We start from the raw sequence: 25,825 nt of genomic DNA, 5'->3' as shown, positions 1-25,825 counted from the left end.
AACACGATGAAACTGATCAATCAATTGCGCGGATATAAAGTATGGGTGGCTGCTGCACTGCTCGCGGGTAGCATGAACGCCTGTACGAAAAATTTCGAGTCTTATAATACGGATAATACCGGCGTTACCGGCGGGCAACTGGCGTACGACTTCAACGTACTGGGCCTGTACCTCAAATCCGCCGAAATGTCTATCTACAACTTTTCCGGCGGAGGCGATCCGAACTCCTTCCAGGTGCAGCAAAACCTGAATGCGGATTGCTATTCCGGCTACTTCATGTCCGCCACGCCATTCGGCAGCGGCCTCAACAACCTGAACTACTCCCTCGTGACAGGCTGGAACGGGGAAGCCTATAAAGTAGGTTACCTAAACGTGATTTCGCCGCTTACTAAGCTGCGGAGTACCGGTATTGAAAAAACTTTCCCGGCGGTATGGGCAGTGGCGCTGATCACTAAAGTATCAGCCATGAGCCGCGTGACGGATATCTATGGCCCTATTCCGTATAGCCGTGTAGGTGAGAGCAATACCAGCATCCCGTTTGATAGTCAGCAGGATGTTTACAAACGCTTTTTCCTGGAGCTGGATACCGCCGCCGGTTACCTGCGCCAGCAAATCAGCAGCGGTAAATCTCTCCCCTTCAACTTTGCCCAATTTGACGTCATCTACAACGGCAATTTCACCCAATGGCTGAAATATGCCAACAGTCTGCGTTTGCGCCTGGCTACCCATATTAATTATGCGGACAAGGCGCTGGCAAAGGCAGAAGGCGAAAAAGCCCTGGACCCTGCCAACGGCGGACTCATCACCGCTAACGCGGATAATATGACCGTGAAGATCACCGGCGCATTTACCAACCCGCTGGTCTTCATTGCTACCGACTGGGCGGATACCCGCATCAACGCTTCCCTGGCCTGTTACCTGAATGGCTATAAGGACCCGCGCATCGGCAGGTACATGGATAAGTCCACCGATCCCTCCTTCCCGAACCAATACATCGGCATTCGCATCGGCAGCATCACCAGCGCCAATGCCAAGGATGATTATGTGAAATATTCCAACCTGAATGTCAACGACGGCGCTACGCCTTCCTTCAGCAAACAAACGCCGGTGCAGCTCATGACCGCTGCAGAGGTGTACTTCCTCCGCGCGGAAGCTGCGCTGAATGGCTGGGCGAATGCCGGCAGCACGCAGCAGGCCTACGAAGATGGCATTGCCGCCTCCTTTGCGCAATGGAATGTTAGCAATCCTGCCTATAAGGACGACAATACCAGCGTACCCGCGCCTTATGTGGACCCGAAGAACAGCGCCAACAATGCCGGCAGCCCTTCCACCATTACTATCAAATGGAATGAAGCCGCCACTCCCGAACAAAAACTGGAAAGGATCATCACCCAAAAATGGCTGGCCATGTTCCCCGAAGGGCAGGAAGCCTGGACGGAATTCCGCCGCACCGGTTATCCTAAACTATTTCCTGTAGTACACAACAACAGCGGTGGTACCATTTCCACGGAGTTGCAGATCCGCAGGTTACCGTTCCCGCAGAATGAATACAATACCAATCCCCAGGCAGTGCAGGCAGCCATACAGCTGCTGAGCACTCCTGCGGATAATGGCGGCACCAGGTTGTGGTGGGATCAAAAGCCGAGATAATATGATCAGTTGCTTCTTTTTGAGAATAGAAATATAACGAGTGTTAAACGGCGCCTCCTTTTCCAGGAGGCGCATTTCTTTTAAGGGCATTCCAGGGCCCCTTAAAAACTTTTCCTGTAACTTTTATAAGGGACGCCCGTTTTAACAGCAAACTCCCAAACCAAAATCATTGCTGTTATGCGTACTGTTAAAGCTATCTTGTTGCTCAATGCATTATTATTCACCGCTTTTGGCTGTAAGAAGGACGAGGACCCCGGGCTGAGGGTAATATGCGTGGAGCCGGGCATTTCCTGCGTTCCCGTTAAATATGTAGGTACCAGTTGCCAGGACCTGATCCAGTTTGTAGACCCCAGGGACCAGGAAGTATTCAAAACCCATACCGATTCCATCAGTACCATATGGCTGGGTTACCGGGATAACCCGGAGGTGATACCGCATACCATGGGCGTTGTATCCCTGCCGGATTCCGTTAAGGATGGGCAGGTATTTTACATGGTGCTGCAAAGCATGGACACGTCCAACATCCACCCGGCCCATTGTATGAGCGCTTCCTTTGTGCTGAAGTACGCTTCGCTGAGCAAAACGCCCTGTGCGCCAGGCACCCAGGTGAAGTTCTAAGGGACCACGGTAATAAACAGGTAGGTAGCCAGTATCACCAGCTGCACAATGCCCTGCAATACATTCGTACGGCCGGCGCCAAAGGAAATATTGATGGTAAAAAGAGAAAGCAACAGCAGCAGGGTGGATTTGCCGTCAATCCCCAGCGTTACCTCAAACCCCATGATGTAGCAAACGATGGCCACCGCCGGGATGGTGAGGCCAATGCTGGCGAGCGCGGAGCCCAGGGCCAGGTTCAAGCTGGTCTGCAGGCGGTTGCGGGAAGCGGCGCGGATGGCAGCCAGGCCTTCCGGCAGCAGGATCACCGCTGCGATAATGATACCTACCAGGCTCTTGGGAGCCCCTAAGTCTACAACAATACCCTCGATGGTAGGCGACAATTTCTTTGAGAGCAATACCACCACTACCAGCGACGCTACCAGCAGCAACAGGCTGAATACCGTAGTAGCCGCGGATGGTGGGGATGCATGAGCATCTTCGTCGCCTTTGGCCGCATCTTCCGGCAGGAAATAATCCCGGTGCAAACCCGTTTGCACGGCTACAAATCCCCCGTACAACACCAGGGAAATGACCGCCACAAAAATCAGCTGACTGCTGGAATATACCGGCCCCGCCGTGGTAGTGGTATAATTAGGCAGCACCAGCGTCAAAACGGATATAGCCGTCAGCGTTGTCATCGCCGCGCTGACGCCCTGCTTGATATACGCCTGCTCCTTGTACTTATACCCGCCTATTAGTAACGATAACCCGATGATGCCCGTCAATATCAGCATGATGGCGGCAAACACGGTATCCCGCGCGAGCGTGGCGCCACCGGCGCTTTTGGCCAGCATCATGGACACGATGAGGGAAACCTCAATCACCGTGATGGCCAACGCCAGGATCAGCGTCCCGAATGGCTCGCCCACTTTATGCGCCACCACTTCCGCGTGATGCACCGCCGCCAGCACAGTAGTTATCAGGGATGCGCCCATCACCAGGGCAAAGAAACCGCTCTTGTACTGCGCCGCCAAAGCCAGTATCACCAGCCCCACTAAAGGGCAGATGATGGACCACAAAGGCAGGGTAATTTTCCAGCGTCTATATAAAAAATGATTATACTCCATGCGGGTAAAATAATTAAATCCACATGAAGCTACATTAAAATAAAATTAAAATACGGCGCAATCCGCTTAAAGGATGCATCAGCCTTGCCGCTGATGCATCCTGTTATTTTTATAGTAAGCTGCGTTGCTTCAGATAGCTGCTCATTAGCACATCGCGGTTTCCGAAGCGGCCATCTGCCGCCTTAAATTGATGAGTGCATAACGCACACGGCCCAACGCCGTATTGATGCTGATGCCTACCGTCTGGGCCATTTCCCGGTAATTGAGCCCGGCGTAATATCGCAGGATCAGCGCTTCGCGCTGGGCGGCCGGCAGGCGGTCCAGCATATGCTCTACCTCCCGGTAGCGCTCCCCGGTGATCAGCTGCTGCTCGGGGCTAAAATCCATGTAATGCAGGCTGTCGCCAATGGCGTCATTGAACCGCGTAAGCACATTGTGCCGGGTTTCCGCCTTGCGGAAATGGCTGATACAAAAATTGTGGGCGATGCGCACCACCCAGGGGCAAAACCGGTTATTGTCCGTGTACTGCCCCGCTTTCAATGCATTGATAATCTTAATAAAGACCTCCTGGAAAAAATCTTCTGCCAGCGCTTTATCTCTCACCAGCAATACTATGGTTGTAAAAATCCTGTCCTTATGTCTGTACACCAACGCAGTAAAGGCCGGGTTATCGCCTGCTAAATACAATCGGACTAACTCCTGATCCGAAAGATGGTTATACTTCTGCATACACAAATTATCATACGATGAATGAATAGATTTTGCTTGAGGTAAATGAGGGGTCCCCCTGGAAAGAGGGACCTTCGTTTCTAAGATGTTATTTGTTGTTTAGTCCACAAGGTTGAGATAAGCTTTCACCGCGTCATAGTTATTCCAGTCTACCGCACTGCGGGCCGCTACGCCACCAGGAATAAGGATATAACGGTACTGGTAATATTTACTGCCGTTGGACGTCACCGTAGACAGGCGCACATCCGAGGTCAGGTAAATATAACCGGGGATCAGCTGCGGGAAGATGGTGAAGCTGCCATAGAACGGTAACGGCAGCACCTGCGGGTTAGCGGCCGTGTTCATGTTCAGGTACACTTTCACATCGCACTTCCCAATCATGTCGGTCGTAAGTTTGGTAACAGGAATGCCGGCAAACCAGCCAACAGTATCGATCACACCGCCCGGGTAATGAACGGTATCAGGCTGGAAACCAACATCCAGCCAGGCGGAGTAAATTACGTTTGCAGTACCGGTATCACCTTTAGCGCCAGGATCTCCTTTAGGCCCCTGCGGACCCGTCTGACCGGCAGGGCCTTGTGCCCCGGCTGGTCCCGGCTCGCCATCCTTGCTACAGGATACCATGAACATTACTACAGCGGACAGGATCAATGCATAGGGCAAAAAGCTTCTTAACTTTTTCATAATTGTGTGTTGTTTTTGTGTTTTTTGTTTGTGATTATTTGGTTGATGAATTATATGCTACCATACATTTCGCGGGCAGGTATCGCCGTAGCGGTTACCCAGCAGGATGCCTATCATAATCTCATGCGATCCCCTGCTCACCACATTCAGCGAAGAAGCGGCGTAGTCATAGGAATAACCGATGTTGATCAGGGAGCTGATATTGACCCCGAACATGCCGGCCACCCCGTCGTTGATCCGGTAGGAGGCGCCAAACCAGAAGCGGTCCCGGTACATAAACCGGGCATTCACATCAAAGCTGACAGGCGCTGCTGTAATCATTTTCACCATCAGGCTCGGCATCACATTCAGGTCGTCGCTCAGCCAGAGTCGGTACCCGGCAGTGAAAAAAAGGTGGGGTATCAGTTTACCCTGGTAAACTGAATCGCCCACCAGTTTGCCGTTATCAAAACCTAATTTCTGCGGTACAATATTTTGCGCGGATGCGCCAATGAAAGCATCGGCCGAATACAGCCACAAGCCCAGGCTCACATCCGGGCGCCAGCGGTTCAATATCCCGCCGGAGCCCATCGTCGGGTCGTTGGGATCGTAGAACTGGACCTTGCGGGTATCGAGGGATACCTGTTGCATACCCAGGCCTATACCGGCGCTGAGGCTCGTGCGGGGCGACAAATTAACATGATGCGCATAGGCCCCCGTGATTGAAAAGCGGTTTATAGGGCCGGCCTTATCATTGAGGATGGTAAGGCCCGCGCCGGGATGCGGCGGCGGTGTCGTATAGTCCTGCCAGTAGCCCTTCCCCCGCGGGTTCTCCCCTTCGGGATTAAAACCTGTAGGCGAAGCCTCCGCATAGTCCGATTTACGCAAAGGCCCGTGCAGGGTGAGGTAGGTGGTCACCGGCGCGCCGTTGATGCCCGTCCACTGGTGGCGGTGACTGAGCCGCAGGTCCCAGTAGTTTTCAATGCCGGCCACCGCCGGGTTGACGATGAACGGATTCATGATATACTGGGTATAATGCGGCAACTGTTGCCCGTAACCAACATGTAGCCCTAATATCAACAGGCCTGTAAACACAATTCTTTTCATGTCACTAAAATTTTGGGTGAACGGTTATTGCTTCAGGATCGAGAAGGTCGTTCTCCTGTTCAGGGCGCGGCCTTCCGGATTATCGCTGCCATCCGGCAGGGTGTTCGGCGCTACCGGCATAGAGGCCCCGTAGCCTTTCCAGCTAAGCCGCTGCTTGTCGATCCCCTTGCTGATCAGGTAATCCACCACGCTCTTGGCGCGGGCTTCCGACAGCTTTTTATTATGTCGCTCCGATCCCTTGCTGTCCGTATGCGCGCCGAGTTCTATCTCCATCGCCGGATGTTCGTTCAGCATGTCCACCAGCTTATCCAGTGAGGCAAAGGATTCCGGCTTAAGCGTAGCCTGGTCAAAATCATAATACACGTCCGTCAGCGTTACCGGCGCCGGCGGCGTTACGATCGGATGCATGCAGATTGCCGGCGTAACGAGGGCTTCCGCGTCTAAATCATCCGGCGCATTCACTTTACCCGTTGCATTCGTATAGCCGGCAGCGTTAGCATCCACCTGCAGGGCCGTATATTCCGGGATGCTGTAGGCATAGGAACCATCGGCAGCGGTGGTAACGGTAGCCACCACGGAGTTGGTAGCAGGGTCCTTCACCACCACCGTAGCGCCGGCCACAGGAGCGCCGCCCTCGCAGGACACCACGGTACCGCGGAGTTGGCGCGGCGCGCGGTCCTTATGGAGGAAAAATAATTCCAGGCAGCAGGAGGCATCCCTGTCGGAGCCCAGCAGCACGTCATCCAGCAGGTTGCGGTTGTTGCTGCGGCTGCCGAAATAGATATCGTCTTTCACGGAGTTCACGGGAGCGCCCATATTGACGGGCGTTTGCCAGTTGCCCACCGTACCTCGACTGCTGAAGAAATCATACCCGCCCATGCCGGTGCGGCCATCCGCGGAGAAGACCAGCGTGCCGGTGGTAGCGTGGTAGAACGGCGCCTGTTCGTTACCGGCGGTGTTAATCACCTCGCCGAGGTTGGTAACAGTAGCCGGAAGTCCGCTCCCGTCAAGGCTTGCGGCCCAGAGGTCGAAACCGCCGTTGCCTCCTGCCCTGTCGCTGGCAAACAGCAGGTATTTGCCATCCGGCGTCGCAAAGGGTTGTTGCGCATTGGCCCCCGGCACATTCACCATCTCCGGCAGCATCACCGGCGCGCCCCAGCTGTCGCCGCTTTTGCGGGACATCCAGATGGACGCGATTTTTTTCCCATGCTCCATATTCCACCGGGTGAAGTACAACGCCTGCCCGTCCGCTGAAACGCTGCCGCTGCCCTGGTGTACGCCGGCCGGTTGTTCCAGCGCCAGCAGCCTGATGTTGGCCGCGTTGCCCGCCTCGTAATCCGCCGTGTAGAGGCGGTTGATGAATCCATGATCATCGCCGGCATTTGCCGGGCGGGTGGAGGTAAACACCAGCGTGGAAGGGCTGAGCCATAGCGGCGCGTAGCTGGCCCCGGTGGCGTTAAGGCCCGTTGGCGCTTTTGATATTTTGTAAAGATCTAAGTCCTTTTTGCTGAGCTCTTTCGTTATAAAATCCAGGTTCGCGATTTCACGTGCCGTGGCAGCGGCATACTCGTCTTTCGCAGCGTGGTTCCTTAAAAACGCACGGAACACCTGCCCGGCTTGTTCATATTTGCCCAGCGCCCTGAGGGACACGGCGTAGTAGTACGCCGCCAGCGGATACGCTTCCGCGCTGCTTTCCATAACGGTTGCATAGTAAGGCGCCGCCTTTTCGTAATCATGCAGCAGCCGGTAACTTTCCGCCAGCTTGTAGGTGGCTTCCTGTTCATTGCTGACGGCGGGTTTCAGCTTCTGCCCGGCGGAGGCGCTGGTGGCTACGTACGGCTTATAGGATTCCTGCCGCTGCGACTTCCCTTTGGCTACCAGGTATTTTTCGTAGTAGGTAGCGGCGGAATTATAATCGTTCTTCTTATAGTAATCATCGGCCGCACGCAGGTAGTTGTAAGCCAGTTGCGCTCCGGCGGAAAGGGCCATCAGCAGCGATGCGGCAGTAGTGAATATTATTTTCTTCATGATCCTTTTTTTGTGATTACAATCGTGGACAAACAAAGTCGACGCCCGGCGTTTTTACTTTCTTCCTGCCGATGAACGTGACGGAAATCTCAAAGCTGTTACTGCCCCGGTACATCTTCGAGAGGTCGGAGGTGGTGATGTCGTAGCTGATGCCCATCATCATGTTCTTATACAGGAAGCCCGCGTGGGTGGTGAACGCATCGTCAAAGCGGTAGTTGAGGCCCAGCATCACATCCGCATCCAGGGCCACGTTGTATTGGCCGTACGCGCCAATCATTTTTTCCGAAGCGCTGCCCTGCTTCAGGTACAGCAGGTTGGGCGTTACCGCAAAACGATCGTCAATATTGAGCTTCACGCCGGCATGCGCGGTAACGCGCATAGGGATGCGCGCATCGCCGTTGGCGCTGAACTGGTCCGTAGGCCGGGTGAGGTGCATCACGGAAAAGCCGCCGTAGATATTGTATGGCTTGCCGGGCGTACCGTCGAAATAGAGTACGCCTGCGCCGGCATCGAAGCTGGCGGCGGAAGTGCGGGTAAAGCCATCCGTATGCGGATTGGAAGGATTGTAGCCGGTAACGGGGTTCCACTGCTCCCCGAAGGTGAACTTCGCCGGGTCAAAACGGCGCTGGATAAAGCCCGCCTGCAAGCCGAAGGTCAGTTGGTGATAATGGCTGGCATCCAGCTTCACGCCGGTGTAAGCGGCGCTTACATAGCCCGTGGTATAATTATAGCCCGCATCGCCGGCAGCCTGGTTCAGCACGCTGGCGCCGATGTTCACGTTTTTGGCCGTGGGCACTTCCGCCGCGATGCCGTAGGTTTTGAACGGACTGATATTACCCCATTGGGTGCGGTAGATGGCCGCTACGCGGTAATCTCCGTCGAACGCGCCGGTAAGCGCCGGGTTTAACCAGGACGGATATACGTAGTACTGGGAGAAGTGCGGGTCCGTCTGCGCCATCAGCCGCGGAGCGGCGCTGATGGCAAACAGGGACAGGAACAATGCAATAAAATTCTTTCTCATTGCGCAGTATTTATAGAGTTAGTGTTTTTCCATTTGGTGCATAGCCGTGCTATTTCAATATTGCTACATAGCCCGTCAGTGGCTGAAATCCATTCTTCAGTTTAATGACATAATAGTAGGTACCTACCGGCAGGATGCCGCCTTTGCCGGCGCCGTCCCACGGGGTGGAATAGCCCTTGCTGGAAAATACTTTCGCGCCATAGCGGTTGAATACTTCCACGGTAGCATCCGGGTACTCGTCCAGGTTTTTGATGATCCAGGTATCGTTAATACCATCCCCGTTTGGCGAGAAGGCCGTTGGCGGCGCTACCGGCTTCAGTACTTTCACGGTGAGCTTATCGCTGGCCATGCAGTTGTGCTTACCGATGGCGGTGAGGGTGTATTCCGCATCCTTCATAGCAATCAGCTGCGGCGCGAAGACGTTCGGGTTCGGGAAGTCGCCCGCGGGCGTCCAGCGGAACTGCAGGTTCACCGAATCGTTCGCCACGGGGCGGAACTGCACCAGCGTGCCTTGCGGCACAACGAAGGAAGGGCCGGCATCGATCACCGGTTGCAGGTACACTATCACTTTGCTGTTATACGGTGCGGACACGCAGCCGGCGGCATTTTCCACCACCAGCTGTACACCGTATTCACCGGGTTGCGTGTACTTCTTCTGCGGGTTGCGCTCCGCAGAGCTGGCGCCATCGCCAAACTGCCAGGCCCAGGTGCTGATGCTGCTGGTAGCGTCTGTACTTTGATCCGTGAATACATTGTCCATACCCTGGCAGAGCGTATCCGGCGTTACTGTAAAGGAGGCTACCGGCTGGGCGTAGAAGTTATTGAACGACTGTACCGCTGTATTGGCGCAGCCTGCTGCCGAGGTAGCGGTGAGGCTCACCGTTACGGGGCCAAAGTTTTGATAGTGATAAACAGGGTCCTTGTCGGACGAAGCGCCACCCGCTTCTCCAAAGTTCCAGGCATAGGTCATGGACTGGTTGCCTTTGAGCGTGGTGGTATTGGTAAATGCCGCCGTGCCTTCCGGCATACACACTTTGGCGGGCAGCGTAAAACCGGCTGCCGGCAAAGGATGCACAACTACCTGCTGGCGCAGCGTATCGCTCACGCAGCCATCCACGCTGCGGGTAGCGAGGGTAACCTGCCAGGTACTGTCGGCCGGGTACGTATAGGCGAAGGCGTTAGCACCGGCAGTAGTGGTTTGGGTATTATCGCCAAAATCCCACCAGTAGGCAGCAATGCCTGCTGCCGCCTGCGGCGTGATGGTAACCGGTTCGCCCAGGCATACATCCGTAGCCGTAAATCCGGCCACGGGCTTCGGGTGCACAGTCAGCACGGTGGAAATACTGTCCGCGCAGCCATCCGTGGTATTGAAAACATACCAGATGGTACGTTGCCCGGTGGTGGTCACCGCAGGGAGCAGGTTGCCCGCGCTGTCTACCCCGGGGCCGCGGTAAAATCCCTGCCCTGCAACGCCGTTTTGCACCGTCGCTTTATCTACTTTCACACCGGTGAGGGCATTTTCGCAAACGGCAGGGAGCGCGGCAAAGGCAAGCTTAGGTTTGAACTTAAAGGCGGCCGTCAGCACGGAATCTTTCGTACAGCCTTTATCGGTAGTCACGGTATATTTGATGGTGTAGGCGCCTACAGTGGTGTAGGTATGGCTGGGCGACTGCACCGCTGCCGTATTCGGGTTGGCGGGCGTAGCGCCTGCATCGCCAAACTCCCAGGCATGGGTGGCGATGGTACTGTTGTCCGCCACGGTGGGCGTACCGGTAAACTGCACCACGCCGTCCGCCGCAATGCAGTCCTGCGGGGCGCTGAAGCCTGCTAACGGGTTCGCATACACGTTGATTGGAATGGTAACGGTGTCACTTACACATTTCTCCGACACTTTTACCACGTGCTTAACCAGCGTAGACCCGTGTTGTAAGAACGGGACCGTTTGCGGCGCGCCGCTACTATCTCTCTCCAAATTATTATTACCATAATCATAGTACCACTGGCCGATTGGCGCGGGACCTCCAAACGTGGAATGATCGGTAAACGTTACCTGCCCGCCGGCGCAAAGGGCCGTTACATCGCTGGTGAAATCGGCCGCAGGTACCGGGAACGACTGTACGCTGAACGTCGTATCCGCGACGCAGCCATCGCCGGTGATAGCGGTGAGCTTCACGGCAGTAGTGCCGGGCGCAATGAGTTTACGCACGGTTTGGCCGCTGTCCTTTTCATTGTTCGGAAAATCCCAATACCAGCGATAGGCTTTCGCATCCGCGGCAGTGGTATCTCCCCGGAAATAAACAGAATCTTTCGTGCAGCCGGTATAGCTCACGGAGAGGCGCTTTTGCGGCATATCCTTCACCGTGAGGGTATAGCCCACCTGCTCGGTGTTGTTACAATTCTCAATCTTCGGGTGTGTGGACATCACGATGATGTCGTACGCGCCTTTGGCATTGAACTTATAGGCGCCCGGCAGCGAATATTTATAGTAAGGAATCCCCTTCACGGTCACCACGCCTTTGGAAACCGGGCTGGTAACGGTGATATCCGCCGCGGGCGTCATCACGCCGGCCAGGCTGCTGAGCTTCCATACCATCTTCGTAGGCTCGTAGGCCATGAGGATGGACAGCTCTACGGGCGTATTGGTGCAGGTGAAATCATTGGCGGACTTGGTGATATCGTATTCGTTGTGGATTTCGCCGATGGCATTCAGGTTATTTACCAGCGTGCCGGCGTTGTACGCGTAGCTTTCCACGCTGCCCAACCCGTACACGGTGCCCACAAAGGCGGAATCGCTGGAAGCGATGGACTGGCCTACGGTACGGCCCCAACGCTTCACCACCACGGAGTAGCCCGGCATATTCGGATGCGCGTACACGTGGTCAAACGTATTGCTGCCATCGATGCGCAGGGAGGGGATACCGCCGTTGGGAATAATCAGCGTGAGGTAGTTGACGGAAATATTTTCCATCGTATTGCGGTAGAAGCCTACGTATTTAATCGCCTGCTCTATGGGGCTGATGTACACCATTTCAGGATCCCCGAGGCCGTTGTTGCCGCAGGACCCGGAAGAGCTCATGTATTGAGCCACCAGCACAGGTTTATCAGATTCGATATAATCCCCCGTGTTGCTGGTATATTCATAAAAAGAATTTCGTTGCAGGCCGGTTAAGATAACGCCGTTCCTTTTTACCACGGTGGTAGGGTCTTTGACCACCACGCGGTACAGGTTGGTGAGTTTGCCTGCGGGGTCATTATCGGGAGAATTGGGCGCCGTGAGGTAACGTTTGCCCCATGTTTCATAACCGAATATCTGCTGGATGATGTTATCGCCACTGCCGCTGCCGTTGACGGTGCAGCTGATGGCCGTGCGGCTGCTGCCGGAAAACACCGCCACCGGGAAGCATTCCCCGTTGCTGTTGGCTACAGATTTCACCGTGGTGCCGGTCAGCTCATTGCCGATGCTGCCGCTGGTGATACGGCCTACCACCTGGTATATCTCGCCTTTGTTCAGCGTTACCGTAAACGGTACGCCGGCAGGGCGGTTATTTCTTGTCAGTACAGAAGGGGTGATTTCAACAACGGTATTATTTTCCTTTGCGATCACAAACATATAGGAGAAGCAGTTGGTGCCATAGTTCTGCATGCTGTTGCAGGAAATGTAGGAGTAGCCCCAGGTTTCCACTGGCATGAGCATGGTAGCGCCGGAAGAGGCGCTGCCGTAAATATGCGCGTACGCCACGATGGGCACATTGCTGACGATGTGAATGGCTTTGTTGGAGAATACGCCTTCCCCGCCGGTGCCGCCAAACAAAGGCGGGGGCGAATAGAGCCGCACGTCGTTGGTACCGCTTTTCTGGATCAGGTCCGTCGCAATCACCGTTCCTGCGGGAATAGTATAGGTTTTCGAATAAGTGGGGCCATAGGAAACCGTCACCGTTGCGGCCTGCTCAGCGCTCAGGTACAGCACCATTTCCTGGCTGTTGTCCTGGCCCGGCTCCATAAACTGGTGAAGTCCGTAGCCAACCCAGAACTCCTTCCCTTTGTTGGAACGGTTCTGGGCTGAGCTTTTAATGGCCACGAACTGCAACACTAACAGCGTACATACCAGCCACAGGCAGCTACAGCTGCGCGGCGGGTTGAATAAGTTGATCATCTGTTTCATGTTATTGAGTTGACTGGTTATTGCTTCAGCAGCGGCAGTGTGCCGCTGCATGGGCCGGAGCCGCATGCAGCAATACACCCGCTTTTATTCATCAGCGAATCAGGTTGATGACGCCTTTCCTTTCGGTGGTGGTGCCATCCGTGAGCGTAAACCGCGCCACGTAGATGTACACGCCGGAAGGCAGCGCCTTGCCCTTGTAGGAGCCATCCCATCCCTGTTGCTGGTTCATCGTTTCAAATACCTTTTCGCCCCATTGGTTGAAGATGGTCAGGTGCATGGTTTGGATGATATAGCCATACACGAGCAGCACATCGTTCTTACCGTCGTTGTTCGGCGTGAAGGTGTTCGGGATGAAGATGCCGTCCGGCAGGGTTTTACCGCCTGCAGGGTCGGACACCTGTTCCGCGCAACCCATCGCTTTCACCAGCAGGGAGTAGTCCGTCACCGGCGTCAGGCCTTTGAGTTCGTGGGTAAGTCCTTCCGGACCGCTGGATGGATTCACCCAGGTATTGCCGCCATCGGCAGATACCATATAGCCGGTAGCGTAAGGCACTGCGTTCCATTTGAAGTGCATGTAATGCACGCCGATGGAATCTACCGTCACCACTGGTTTGACGAGCCTTGGCGTTACCTTCACCACCCCGCGTACACGCCCGCCGCCGGAGCATCCCTGGCTGCTGCTTTCCACGTACACCGCCGTATCGGCAGTGATACCGGAAATCGTATAGTCGGTACCGGCATGCAGCAACGTGCCGCCGGCAGGCGCATCATACCAGCTGTACTGGGCGTTGGATTGCGGGTCTTTGACCTGGAAGGTGACATCGCTGCCTTCGCAGGTCATCACGGAATCCTTCACGAGGCTGAATGGTTTCGGTTCAAATACTTCCACATTCACCGTCGTATCGGCAATACAACCTTCTGCCGCCACAATGCTCAGTTTCACCTGTTTGGTTCCCGGCGTATGGAAATACCGGGTGGTATCTTTTGTATTCGCGGTAACGGTATCACTGAACTCCCACTTCCATTTGGCGATGCCTACACCGTTGCTGGTAGTGGCGTTGCCCGTGAAGGTGGCCTGGTCGTTGATACAGTTGCTGTACTGCGTGGTAATTGTTACTACCGGCGCAGGGATTACCTTCACCGTCAGCACGCTTTCGAAAGTATTATTGCAGCTTTCGAAGGCCGGGTGCGTAATGCGGATAGGCACATAGTACGTACCCTGGGTGCTGAATACATAATCGGTAGCGAGTACGTAGCGGTAGTAGGTGCGGCCGTTCACGACGATGGAATCCACCGGCACAGGGTCTTTACTCACCACGTCCGCATGCGGCGTGAGGTTCGGCACTTCGCTAAGCTTCCAGACAATTTCCACCGGCTTCACCTGTATGAGCATGGAGAAGCGGAACGGCGTTTTGGCGCAGGTATAATCGTTGGAAGTAGCTGCCGGATTATTCACGTTCGTATAGGCGTTCAGGATATTGAGGTTCTTCACCAGCGTACCGGCGTTGTAACCATAGCTTTCCTGGGCGCTTTCCCCGTAAATAATAGCGGTGAAGGCAGAGTCGGAAGTAACGGTACTTGGCCCCGCTACTGCGCCCCAGCGTTTCACTACCACCGTATATCCGGCAGCGTTAGGATGTGGATAGGTATGGTCGAATACATTGGAACCGTCTATCAGCAGGGAGCTTAAGCCTGCCGTTGGAATGATCACGTTGAGGTAGTTCACCCGGATGGCTTCCGCCGTGTTGCGGTAGAAACCGATCTTGTTGATACCTTGCTCTACCGGGCTGATGTACACCATTTCAGGGTCCCCGTCGTTGAGGCTGGAGCTGGTACATTCGCCGCTGGAAGCCATGAACTGCGCCACCATGATCGGCATATCGGCTTCGATCACATCTGCCGTATTGCTTTCGAACTGGTAATACAGGTTGTTGATCAAACCGGTGAGTCGTGTATTGTTGACCGTTACAATGGCCGCAGGGTCCTTCACTACCACGCGGTAGATGTTGGTCAGCCGGGTGTCGGCTCCGCTGCTGGCTGCCATTGGGCTGGTCAGGTATTTCCGGCCCCAAGCCTGGGACGGGAAGTTTTGCTGGATCATATTATCCCCGCCACCGCCGTTGCCGTTGTTGCAGGCCAGGCTGGTGCGGCTGCTGCCGGAGAAGACGGCCACCGGGAAGCACTCCCCTGCGCTGTTTGGCAGCGAGCGTACATGGCTGCCCGTGAGGTCGAACCCTTCCGAGCCGGATTTAATAGCGCCCAATACCTGGTACACCTCTCCTTTCATGAGGGTCACTGTAAACGGTACGTTTGCAGGGCGGCCACCGCGGGTTGGCGCGGCCGGCGTGATTTCCACTTTGGTATTATCATAGTGCGCCACCACGTAGAACCAGGAGTAGCAGTTGCTGCTGTAGTACTGGCGGCTTTGCAGCGTCGCATAGTCGTACCCGTAAGTACCCACCGGCAAGAGCATGGTAGCGCCGGAGGACAGGCTGCCGTAAATATGCGCGTAGGCTTCGATAGGCACGTCGCTCTCGATGCTGATACCACGGTCACTCAGGCCTTCGTCCAGGAGGCGGGCATCAAATGCGCCGAGTTTCGGAATGATGTCTGACGTGATGGTAGTATTGGCCGGCACGCTGTATTGTTTTTCGTAAGAGGTACCATTGATGCGCACGGTTACCGTAGCGGCTTCCCGGGCATTGAAGTACAGCACCATCTGCTGGGAGTTGTCCGATGCAAAGAACTGGTGATGGCCATAGCCTACCCAGAATTTGGTACCGCGGTTGGAGCTGTCCGCCGGTTCTACGAATTGCTTCTTAGGCCCGCTGTTCAGTTCCATACCGGTGAAGTAGTCCATATAATGCACGGCGCTGTCCGTGATATAGTTCGCGCTCACGTTTACCACGCTGAGCGAGTCCGTCCACCAGGCTTTCGCCGTATCCGTCATCGCCAGCTTGATGTTCTTCTGGTTATGGATAAAGCCCTGCCAGGAGTCCACATAAAACTGTTTGACGAGGAAATCGTAATTGGTATTGTTCGGGTTGGCGTCTACATCCGTATAGAAATACATGTAGGCGGAATCCTTGGCGTTCGGCGGTTTTACGCCGGAGTACCTGCGCACGGTAAGGTCCGCAGGCGTAGCTGCGCCGGGCTTCCAGGTAATTTTGGCGACGGTGTCCGTACCAAACATCCAGGTTTGCGTAACGCCTGGCGCAGGCGCGGCCGGTGTAGCCGGCAATACCGGTGGAATTACCTGCGGCATGAATTCGTAGGCGCCCATATCCGGCACGCCCTCTGTAAGGGCGGACGGGCGCGGGTTGCCGTCGATATCCGTGGTATTATCCGCCGCCTGTACGCCGCGGCCATGGATGGCCCATACTTCCGGGTTGTTGACATCCGGGCGCAGGTCCGTATTGCTGATAAAGGCCGGTTTGTACACGATGCCGCTCAGCTCCTGCATCCTGGCCGACTGGAAGGCCGGCAGGGTCGCATAGTCCGCCGCAGGCGTGTTGTTACGGATCAGCACTGTACCGTTGGTGTACAGGTTGTTGTAATCCGTGATCACATAATCGCTGTTGTTGAAGTACAGCGCGCGGCCGCTGCTGTCGTGCGCGAAGATGTTGTTCTTCACCTTCAGGTTACCGTCGCTGGCGTAGCCTAAAAAGTAGGCCGCGTAGTTGTTGGTAGCGCTGCGGGAGCTGTTCAGTATGGTGTTATTATAGATGTTCGTGTTATCGCATCCGTCACTGTACAGGCCATAAGCGTTCGCGCCGCTTGTCTGCACGTTTATCACGTTATTGGAGATGTTACACTGGTCTCCCTCATCGGCATAAAGCCCCGTGAGATCGCCCGTGTTACCGCGCATCGTAATGCGGTTCGCAGTTATATCTCCCCTACCTCCAAAAATATCAGGATTATAGAGATAGATACCATATACCCGGGTGCTGATGCCGGATACCTGGATGTTATTGCGGGATAACACCAGGGAGGAATCGTTATAGTAGTTATAGATGGCATAACCCGTGGTAGCCATGGTATTACCTGCAAACTGCACGGTATTTTCCGTGATCACGGTGTGGTACGTATAGGCGGTGTAAATACCATAGTCGCGGCTGTTCTTCACGGTATTTTTCACCACGCGCAGGTAAGGCCCTTCGTTGGAGGAAGTATTTACCCAGTGGATACCGGAGGAACCGTTGCTGATGGTATTCCCATCCAGCGTGTTGTAAGCGCCGTACACGCCATCCCCGTAAATACCGGCGATGTTGGTAGTGGAGCTCGCAGCAGCCGGCAGGTTAATCACCAGGTGCGACACGCTGTCGTACGCGGCGCCTTTCGCTAACACGATACCGCGGGCGTAAGTGGCGCCGGTGGCATTGACTGTTATGTTTTTAAACGTGATATAGCTGGCGGAATCCAGTAACACCACGTAGTTCTGAGCGGAAGTACCGGCAGCGGCCAGCGTTACGTCCGCAGCGTTGTAAGTGGCGCTGGTGAAGGTAACGCGACTGGTGTCCGAAGCGCCGGGCACCTTGCGGATCACTACCTGCTCGTTATAGGTGCCGGGTACCGCCTCGAAGGTAACGGCGCCGGCTATACCGCATTCCAGCTTCGCCGCGGCAGCGCCGAACGACTGGAAGTTGGTCGGGCTCGCAGGCTGGGCCGGGTTGATGGAATACACGCCTTTCAGCAATGGCTCGTTCATATTGGCCATTACCACGGTGGAGTAAGCCGTATCGGTACCGCCGCAGATGATCATGCAGCGGAAGTATTTCTTCGTCGTCAGCTCGGTGATCAGCGGCGCTACAAATTGCTTCGGCGCGGCGGAATCCCAGGGGCCGGCAGCGCTGTAAGAGCGGTACCACTGGTAGGTTTGCTTGCCGCCTTTACTGTTGCCCACGAGGTCGAGGCTCACCATATTGCCCATACAGAGCGGCGTAGCAGGCGTAATAACGGCCGTACCAGGCGTTACCGGCGTGGTACAATCCGGCAGGGTTACTTCGTAAGCGCCCATATCCGGCGTGGTAGCGCTGCGGGCCGCATCGCGTATATCCGTGGTTACGCCGGCCGGCTTGCCGCGGTTGTCCATCGGGGAAATCACCGGCTCGTAATTGCCGTTGGAAGGGTCGCCAAAGACCGGTTCAATATCCAGGGAATTGCTGTCCAGCTTCAGGCCGGCGCGCCATGCGGCCAGCGAAGCATAGCCCCCGCCGGAATAGCCGGTGTACACCGTGCCGGTTCCTTTTACATACAGGAGGTTGTAGTCTGATTTCACCACGCCCGTCGTACTGTAGTACAGGCCGTACCTGCTGCCGGAGCCGCTCCGGGAGATTTTGAAGATGTTATTTTCCAGCACCACGTCCGTCACGGAACCGGTGTGGTAGAAGCCGTAAATGCTGGAAGTAGTGGCCGCATTATCGTCATACACCACCGTATTATGCAGGAACTGCACAAACGGGGAATTGCTGCTGTACAAGCCATAGCCGGTACCGCCGGTATTGCGGTAGATCAGGTTGTTGATCACCTTCACCGGCGTGGCCGCAGTACCGTCGCAATAATAAATGCGGATACCGTAGGACGAGGAGGTGCTGCTGCCGGCAGCGGCAAACAGGTCGTGTATGCGGTTGCTGCTCACCAGGATGGCGCCGGCGGAGTTCTCCACGGAAATGGCTTCCGCGGTGGTACTGTTGGTGCGGGCAGGGCGACTCAGATCATTTTTCTCAATCACCACATTCCGGTTATTATTCAGGTATATACCGTCGGAATACCAGTCGTTCACCTTGTTGCCACGGATGAAATGATCGTTGCTGAAGCTTGTGCCATCACCATAAATCACGATGCCGTAGTAGCCGCCAGTGATGGTATTGTTCAGGATCTTCAGCCCATCCTGCCTGGCGTTGGTGCTGGTAGTAGCGCTGGTTTCGGAACCGCTTACCACAATTCCGGCGTAGCTGCTGCTGGTGGCCGCGATATCAGAGAGGATGGTACAGCGGCTGATCGTGATGCTGTCCGTATTGTTATACAGTTGAATGCCGTAGCCGTAGTTGGTACCGCGGGCATCCACCACGAGGCTGTCGAACGTAACGTGATCGATGCCGCGTAATTTAATGGTAGCCCTGTCCTCGCTGGTTTGACCGGTATAAGCGATCGTGTTGCCGTTACCGTTAAAGGTAATCGTATTGACGGCGGACACGCCCGGGATGGAATCCAGGATCAGCATTTCGTTATAAGGACCAGTGCCCGGTGCCACGTTAAACACTACCGCTCCTGCGATACCGCATGCCATGGCCTGTTTGGCGGCATTGAAGCTCGGGAAGCTGATGGCAGATGCCGGCTGGGTTTTATCGATCGTGTAATTACCCGGAGGCAACGCGGGGTTTACCGTTACCAGCACCGGGGTGGAATAGGCCGTGTTGCCGGAGCAGGTGACTGCCGCGCGGAAATAGGTAGTAGCCGTCATAGCCACCACGGTATCCGGGTTGGTCAGCGCGGCGCCGAAGTTGGTCCATGGGCCGGCCGCATTGGTGGCGGTTTGCCATTGGTAGGTTTGCGTCAGCCCGATGGAGTTGCCTTGCAGGGAGAGGCTCACCTTGTTGTTATAGCACACGGGCGTTTTGTCCACGATGGCTGTACCCGGCGTTGGCGGCGTATTACAGGGCGGCGGCGTAAATTCATACGCGCCGATGTCCGGCGTGGTAGCGCTGCGCGCCGCATCGAGGATGTCCACTGTCACCAGCGGAATAGGCACGCCTTTATTATCGATGGAAGCATTGTTTGGTGTAAAGTCGCCGTTGGCAGGATCGCGGAACAGCGGGTTGGTGGTATAGGAACTGGTGTCCATACCTGTCGCCGTCTGCCAGTCGGCCAGCAGCGGCTTCACCGTACCCCAGTAGCCGAGGTAGTTATTGCCATCCGTTGCGCCGTTGTAATAGATATTGTTATTACCTGTTACGGTGCTGGTGGCTGTGCTGTAATAGACGTTATACTTGTTCCCTCCCCCGCTGCGGGTAACGGAGATGAGGTTGTTGTAAAACTGGTTACCGTCCGACTTGGTACCCACGTAGATACCGTAATGGTTATACGTAGTGGCAGCGGTAGACGCGCCGTCAATGGAAACGGTGTTGTGGTAGAACCAGTTGTTATGCGAATCACTGAGGTAGATGCCATACGCGCTGCCTGTACCGGAATATTTATACAGGAGGTTATTGGAGATGGTATTTTCCAACGCCGGATAGGCGTCTACGTTAGTGAAATAAATACCGTAGGCGGAAGAGGTGCTGGCAGCATTGCCGCCAAACGGGTTGAAGAACCGGTTGCCGGTGATGAGGCAGCGTGTATTCATGCCCGTAGCATAGACACCGTAGAACGTGCTGCTGTTGCGGCGTACCGGCCTCGTGAAAATATTATCTTCAATGGTCAGTTTGGAGTTACCATTGAAGTAAATACCATAGTTATAGAAATCCTGGATCTTGTTGTTTCTGATAATAATGTCCAGGTTGGGGACGGTGGCGCCACCCATGGACGTGATACCGTAGTACCCGCCGGTGATGGTGTTGCCAATAACCCGGAGGCTGTCCACAGAGTGATCCCCTGTGGTGGTAGCGGAAGTGGTGGAGTTGGAGATGACGATACCTGCGTAGTTGGAAGCGGTACCGGCGGTGTCCAGCAAAATGGTACAGCCGGTGATGGTATTGTTATCCGCATCGTTCAGCAGGTGGAAACCCCAACCGTAGGTAGTGCCTGTACCGATCACGGTTTTCAGCACCAGGTCTTTAAAAGTAAAATAGTCTGCATTGTCAAGTTTTACGATGGCCCGGTTGGCGGAAGTGCAGGCAAAAGCCAGCGTATCGCTGCCGTGGCCGAAGAAGGTGATGGTATTGGTCGCGGAAGCGCCGGTAATGGGTCCGAAGTTGAGTTGTTCGTTATAGGTACCGCTGCCGGCTACTACTTCAAAGCTGATAGGACCGCCTATACCGCATTTCATGAAGTTGTAGGCGTCCGTGAAGGAGTTGAAGTTATTACCGCCGGTAGGCAGGTTTTTATTGATGTAGTAATTACCCTGCACCAGCAACGGACTGTTGACGAATACGGCGTTGCTGGTAGCGGTAGCGCCTGAATTGGCACAGGTGCTCACGCAGCGGTAGTAAGTGGATACGGACTGGCTGGTAGAAAAATTAGCCGTGGTATCATTGGGCAGGTTCGTCCAGTTGACGTTATCCGTAGAACTTTGCCATTGGAATTTGATGTTCTGCGCGATGGTGGTACCACTCACGGAGAGGTCAAACGCCTCCCCTGCGCATACATTGGCTTTGCTGGCGCTGGCCGTGCCGGCAGCCGGCGTGCCTGCACATACGGCGTCCGGTATCCAGGTGAAGGTTACATCCGGGCGGGTGGTTTGCGAGCCATTCACGGAAGTGCTGGTAGTGGCGCAGATGTCCGCCGTGTTATCCACGGTGTAGGTGCGGGAAGCGTTGAAGCTTAGCCCGGAAGTACTACCCACCACGGGGTTGTTGGTGTACCAGACTCCGTCCGGCATGGGGGCCGCCTGGCCGTTACAGACTTCGAGGACGAGGTTGTCCGTACCATTCCAGTAGAAGCCGGAGGGGAAAGCGAAGTTATTCCAGCCGGCCGTGGGCGTGTAATCCGCGGCAGCGCGGCCCACGAAGGTAACCGGCAGCCAGGAGGTCGTCAGCGTGGTGGCCGTAGTTGTGCCCAGCTTGATGGAATACCCTTCGATCGTGCCGGCATTGCCCAGGGAGAGGACGTAGAATTTCACTCCGCTGATATTCCCGGCTCTCATGCCAGCGGCCTGCAGTTCGGAGGCACGGAACAGGTACTGCGCCCTGGAACCTTCGTAATAGTCCTGCAACGGGCAAGGCCCCGTAGTAGGCGTATTACCGCTGGTATTGTTCCCTATGCGGGTATCTACCTGCGCCAACAGCCGTTGGGCTGTCAGCAGCAGGAAGGTGCTAAGGAGAATTAAGGTAAATTTTTTCATTTCATATTATTTGGGAATTCGCAATACAATTATCTGTACCAGGCTATCCAGGCTTTACCCGTGGTAGCGCTGACCATGAAATAGATTTTCTCGGCAAACTTTACCATATAGAATCCGCCGGAATCGGCCATGAGCTGATAGGTGCGCTGTACCGGCGTGTAAGGGCTCGGTCGTGTGCCGCCTTCCGCAAACGGGGAGAAGTAGAGGAATCCTTTGGTATCGAACACCGGCGGCCCGTCGAAGAACACGCCATAGGCATAGGTGAGCCCGGTGCCGGCGGCATTGACGGTGATCCAGGGCAGGAAGTCCGTATCGGTATCATACTGCGGCCAGTACCCGAAGGAATAGTAGCGCGCGGTGCTGTGTACATTCAGCGCATCTTCCACGCCGTTGATATGCCATCCGTTAAAGGTTTGCCAGTAGTCGCCCGCTGCCAGCGCTTCGTTATACCAGTTGCGGGGCGCGGCGGTATCTACCTGCAACGGCAGCACGGTTTCCGTGATGGTGGCCGCCTTGCCGTCTATGTTACAGTGGAGGATATTATTGTTCCACGTAGCGTTATCCAGCTTTGTAAAGGGCAGCTTTACCGTATCCGCATAGGGATTGGCGAGGCCGATGCCAGTGGCCGTGTAGTAATAGTTACTGGTGTAGATGCGGTACTTCCCCTCCTGCTGCCAGCCAATGAGCATGCGGTGACTGCTGATGTCCACCTGCAGGTCGCACTTGGTTTCAGCGGAAGATAAGCGTATGAAGAAGGTTTGCAGGGAGCCCACGCGGTCAAACGTCCGCCTTACCTGCTGGCTGTAATGCAGGTCCTGCTCGGCCTTGCTGGCTTTGATCATATAGGCAACGGTGTGGTTGAAGCGGCCCCGCAGCTTAATGGTATCCCCCTGCATGCCGTCAAAGGCAAATTCAAAGTCGGACTGCAGGCCAGCGCCATCAACGCCCCCATTCACGTTCCCGTCAGGATCGCTCAGCTGGTGCAGGTAAGAATAGGTATCAAACAGGAGGCTTGGTTGCTGCAAGGCTTTCAGCCGCCAGCTGCTTTCCTGCATCTGGTTGGCCGTTTGCTCGGAGAGGTCGGCAAACATCTGTACCCGGTTGCTGTCCGTAAACTTCATGTAGAAATTATATGCGCCGCCCTGCAGGGGAAACACCAGCGTGTTCCAGCCGTATTCCGCCCCCATGAGTATGCGCTGGTAGTTGTCCAGCGTATCTTTCAGCCGCTTGTCTATCGATTCCCTGAACACCGGCTCCATCTCCTTTTTACAGGCAGTGAGGGCCATCAATCCTATGAACAGGCTGTAAATAATTTTTTTCATCTGCTGCATTTTAGTAGAGTAATTGTTCGATTGCTGTCCGCGTACGGGTTTGCAGACTATAGAAGTCGATGTCCCACACCTTGTTGAAATAGTTGACCACCATGGCCTCTTTAGCCCGGAGGTAGGCTTTGGCAGCCGCCTGTGAGGTACCGTTCACGCTATTGCCGGCAGGAATGCTGTTGACGATTTTTTCAAACCCGGCCCTGCCTTCTACCAGCATGATGGACACCATCTCCACAAAATCATCATCAAAGCCGCTCATGGCGTAGGCGGTGATGAAGCCGTCCCGGTTGGCCTCCGCATCTGAAATGTTATTCCAGTTGCCGGTGTACAGGCCGGGATTAATGCGTTTGAATTCCACCGGGTACATCACGTTCTGGTGGAGGATGTGGCCAAACTCGTGTTCGATCACATGGAACATTTGCTTCACGGTAGCGGAGTCGGACAGCTTGTAACCTGCCATCGTTTTAGTGCGGAATTCGTTCAGCAGGTACAGCACTACCTTACGGCCGCCTTCCGCCGTTCCCAGCGTGATGGTGCCGTTGCTGTTCCAGCTGGCGCTGCCGGAGAGGATGAGGAACTTGGGGCAGTATTTGATGAAGAAAAGGGAATCCGCCTCCGCGATGTAGGTATTGATCCATACCTTTCGGATGGCCTCCATGACGGGGATGATTTTCTCTTCCTTTGCAGGCACCAGGGTTTTGTTTACTTCAAACTCAAACTGGTCCCACTTGTATTTTACAGCGATGTTAAAAGGTACGGTCAGGGAGTCGTAGAGGTATTTGTCCAGCGCGCTGGCCTTCCAGGTATCTCCGCCGAGGCCCGGAATATCCTCTACCAGCTCCATATCATCATCCTTGCTGCAACTCAGCAGGCAGCAAAATGAAAGCGCCAGGAGAAGCCATTTAATGTTCAACATAGTAATAGCAGATATTGGTTGATAAATTATTTCCTTGGGTTAAGCTCTAATCCGCTGTTGGCAACGGATTGCGGCAGCTGAAACGTGCGTTGGTCGTCCCCCGGTTTCAGCACCAGGTCCGGCGCGCCTATGCGTGTGTGCGTTACCGTTATACCATGCCGCAGCAGGTCAAACCAGCGCATCCCTTCCTGTATGTACTCCGCCCGTTTAAAGCTGAGGATGGCTTGCAGGCTGGCCACGCGCGGGTCCGTCGTGCCGTAGTAGTTCTGCAGCCGCGCCATCGTGATGTTGTGGGAGGTAGCGCTGTAATTGGTGATACGGCGACTGGCGAAGAGGTTGAGGTCTTTTAATACCGCGTCGTAATTGCCCAGCGCGGCATTGGCTTCTGCCCGGTTAAACAATACTTCCTCTGTAGTGAACAGTACGTTCATCACGTAAGGCTGGCCGATAGTGGCATTCACGGAGTTCTTCACGAAGTACTCGATGTTCTTCGGCACAAAGTAATCCTGGTTGCCGTAGTAGTACACGGGGTAAGCCCAGCGGCCGCCGGTCACATTGTTACCGAGGATCTCCACTTCCTTGGCAAAGGAGAGGTCGTACCGGTAGCGGCCCATATACCTGCCTGCAAGCGATTTGGTTTCCACGATGAGCAGGTTGGCGTCTTCCGCGGCGTTGGCATAGAGGTCGCGTATCTGCGCGGGCGACATGTTATTGTATTTCGAATTCCACGGGCGCATGTGCATGCCCAGCTGATCGCCGGGGAAGGCTTGCGCGGCGTAGTACAGCACTTTCTGGTAATCTTTCTTAAAGAGGTAAAAGCGGGTGGCAAAAGCGTTGGCCGCAAGGCGGTTGAAATGATAACGGTCCACGGTGTACGCTTCGTCCTGGATCAGGGGCAGGCCGGCCAGCAGGTCTTTTTCAATCATCTCGTACACGTAGGCCACCGTCTTCCGCTGGTACTGCTTGTGCACCACCGTTTCCGGCTCCGTTACATAAGGGATGCCGGGGCTCGTGCCCGCCGTTGCAGGGTCATATACCGGGGAGAAGAGATTGACGAGCATGAAATGCGCGTACGCCCTGGCCACAAGGGCCTCTCCTTTCTGTGCCTGGTACAGCGTGGAGTCGTCCGCTTCCGCGCAGGCTTTCAGGGCCTGGTTGGCCGCGGCAATGGCGCTGTAGGAAGCCGCCCAGTAAGCTTCGGGGGAGTCTTCCTCAATGGATTGCACGTCCTGGAACAGGTAGCTGTCGCTGTTGGGGCGTTCGGATTCGCCCACGCCTTTATCGGCCACGTTGTCCGACTTCGACTCGCACATCACAATGTAGCTGGATTGCGGATAGGCGGTGCCGAGCAGCTTCGCCACTTTTTGCGGCGTGTCCAGGGAGGTCCAGGTACTGTCCGGCTGTTGTTCCAAAAATTTTGTGCAGCCGGTAGCCAGCAGCAGCGTGGCTGCTACGGTAACGGCTGTACGTTTATATAGCGTAGGATTCAGTTTCATAGT

13 protein-coding genes are annotated in these 25,825 nt (G+C 55.1%); 2 read left to right on the top strand and 11 right to left on the bottom strand.

Annotated elements, in window-relative coordinates; translation table 11 throughout:
• Positions 1–6: 6 nt before the first annotated feature.
• Together BOC67_RS10910 and BOC67_RS10905 are read left to right on the top strand one after the other, a co-directional pair.
• Complete coding sequence (locus BOC67_RS10910) at positions 7–1,650, top strand: RagB/SusD family nutrient uptake outer membrane protein (protein WP_291910191.1); 1,644 nt, start codon at positions 7–9, stop codon at positions 1,648–1,650.
• 177 nt (positions 1,651–1,827) lie between these two features.
• A complete protein-coding gene (locus BOC67_RS10905) occupies positions 1,828–2,268 on the top strand; it encodes a hypothetical protein (RefSeq protein WP_291910190.1) in 441 nt (146 codons plus the stop codon).
• Here the strand turns inward: BOC67_RS10905 and BOC67_RS10900 are convergent.
• The 11 genes from BOC67_RS10900 to BOC67_RS10850 all read right to left on the bottom strand — a co-directional run bounded on the left by BOC67_RS10900 (position 2,265) and on the right by BOC67_RS10850 (position 25,822).
• Positions 2,265–3,326, bottom strand: coding sequence for an ionic transporter y4hA (locus BOC67_RS10900; RefSeq protein WP_291910189.1), 1,062 nt, complete (start codon positions 3,324–3,326; stop codon positions 2,265–2,267). The genes BOC67_RS10905 and BOC67_RS10900 overlap by 4 nt on opposite strands.
• Before the next feature lie 192 nt (positions 3,327–3,518).
• Positions 3,519–4,103, bottom strand: a complete 585-nt coding sequence (locus BOC67_RS10895) for a sigma-70 family RNA polymerase sigma factor (RefSeq protein ID WP_291910188.1) — start codon at positions 4,101–4,103, stop codon at positions 3,519–3,521.
• Positions 4,104–4,202: 99 nt separating this feature from the next.
• Positions 4,203–4,787 carry a hypothetical protein gene (locus tag BOC67_RS10890; protein ID WP_291910187.1) on the bottom strand — a complete coding sequence of 195 codons (585 nt, stop codon included), beginning with the start codon at positions 4,785–4,787 and terminating at the stop codon, positions 4,203–4,205.
• A gap of 57 nt (positions 4,788–4,844) precedes the next feature.
• Entirely contained in the window at positions 4,845–5,873 is a 1,029-nt protein-coding gene (locus tag BOC67_RS10885) for a type IX secretion system membrane protein PorP/SprF (RefSeq protein WP_291910186.1), read from the bottom strand.
• Positions 5,874–5,897: 24 nt separating this feature from the next.
• Positions 5,898–7,901: an OmpA family protein gene (locus BOC67_RS10880; RefSeq protein ID WP_291910185.1), complete on the bottom strand. Its 2,004-nt coding sequence runs from the start codon at positions 7,899–7,901 to the stop codon at positions 5,898–5,900.
• Between the two features lie 16 nt (positions 7,902–7,917).
• On the bottom strand, positions 7,918–8,922 hold the full coding sequence (locus BOC67_RS10875) for a PorP/SprF family type IX secretion system membrane protein (protein ID WP_291910184.1): 1,005 nt from the start codon (positions 8,920–8,922) through the stop codon (positions 7,918–7,920).
• A gap of 49 nt (positions 8,923–8,971) precedes the next feature.
• Positions 8,972–13,084 (bottom strand): PKD domain-containing protein, encoded by a 4,113-nt coding sequence (locus BOC67_RS10870; protein ID WP_291910182.1) that lies wholly within the window; start codon positions 13,082–13,084, stop codon positions 8,972–8,974.
• Positions 13,085–13,175: 91 nt separating this feature from the next.
• A complete protein-coding gene (locus tag BOC67_RS10865) occupies positions 13,176–22,085 on the bottom strand; it encodes a right-handed parallel beta-helix repeat-containing protein (RefSeq protein ID WP_291910179.1) in 8,910 nt (2,969 codons plus the stop codon).
• A 29-nt stretch (positions 22,086–22,114) separates the two neighbouring features.
• Entirely contained in the window at positions 22,115–23,407 is a 1,293-nt protein-coding gene (locus BOC67_RS10860; RefSeq protein ID WP_291910177.1) for a DUF4302 domain-containing protein, read from the bottom strand.
• A 10-nt stretch (positions 23,408–23,417) separates the two neighbouring features.
• Positions 23,418–24,326 (bottom strand): putative zinc-binding metallopeptidase, encoded by a 909-nt coding sequence (locus BOC67_RS10855; protein WP_291910175.1) that lies wholly within the window; start codon positions 24,324–24,326, stop codon positions 23,418–23,420.
• A gap of 26 nt (positions 24,327–24,352) precedes the next feature.
• Complete coding sequence (locus BOC67_RS10850; RefSeq protein WP_291910174.1) at positions 24,353–25,822, bottom strand: RagB/SusD family nutrient uptake outer membrane protein; 1,470 nt, start codon at positions 25,820–25,822, stop codon at positions 24,353–24,355.
• Positions 25,823–25,825: the final 3 nt, after the last annotated feature.

The sequence above is a fragment of the Chitinophaga sp. CB10 genome (assembly GCA_001870995.2).
GTDB lineage: Bacteria > Bacteroidota > Bacteroidia > Chitinophagales > Chitinophagaceae > Chitinophaga.
Note: the sequence above shows the minus strand (reverse complement) of the source record. Positions and strands in the feature narration are given on the sequence as shown.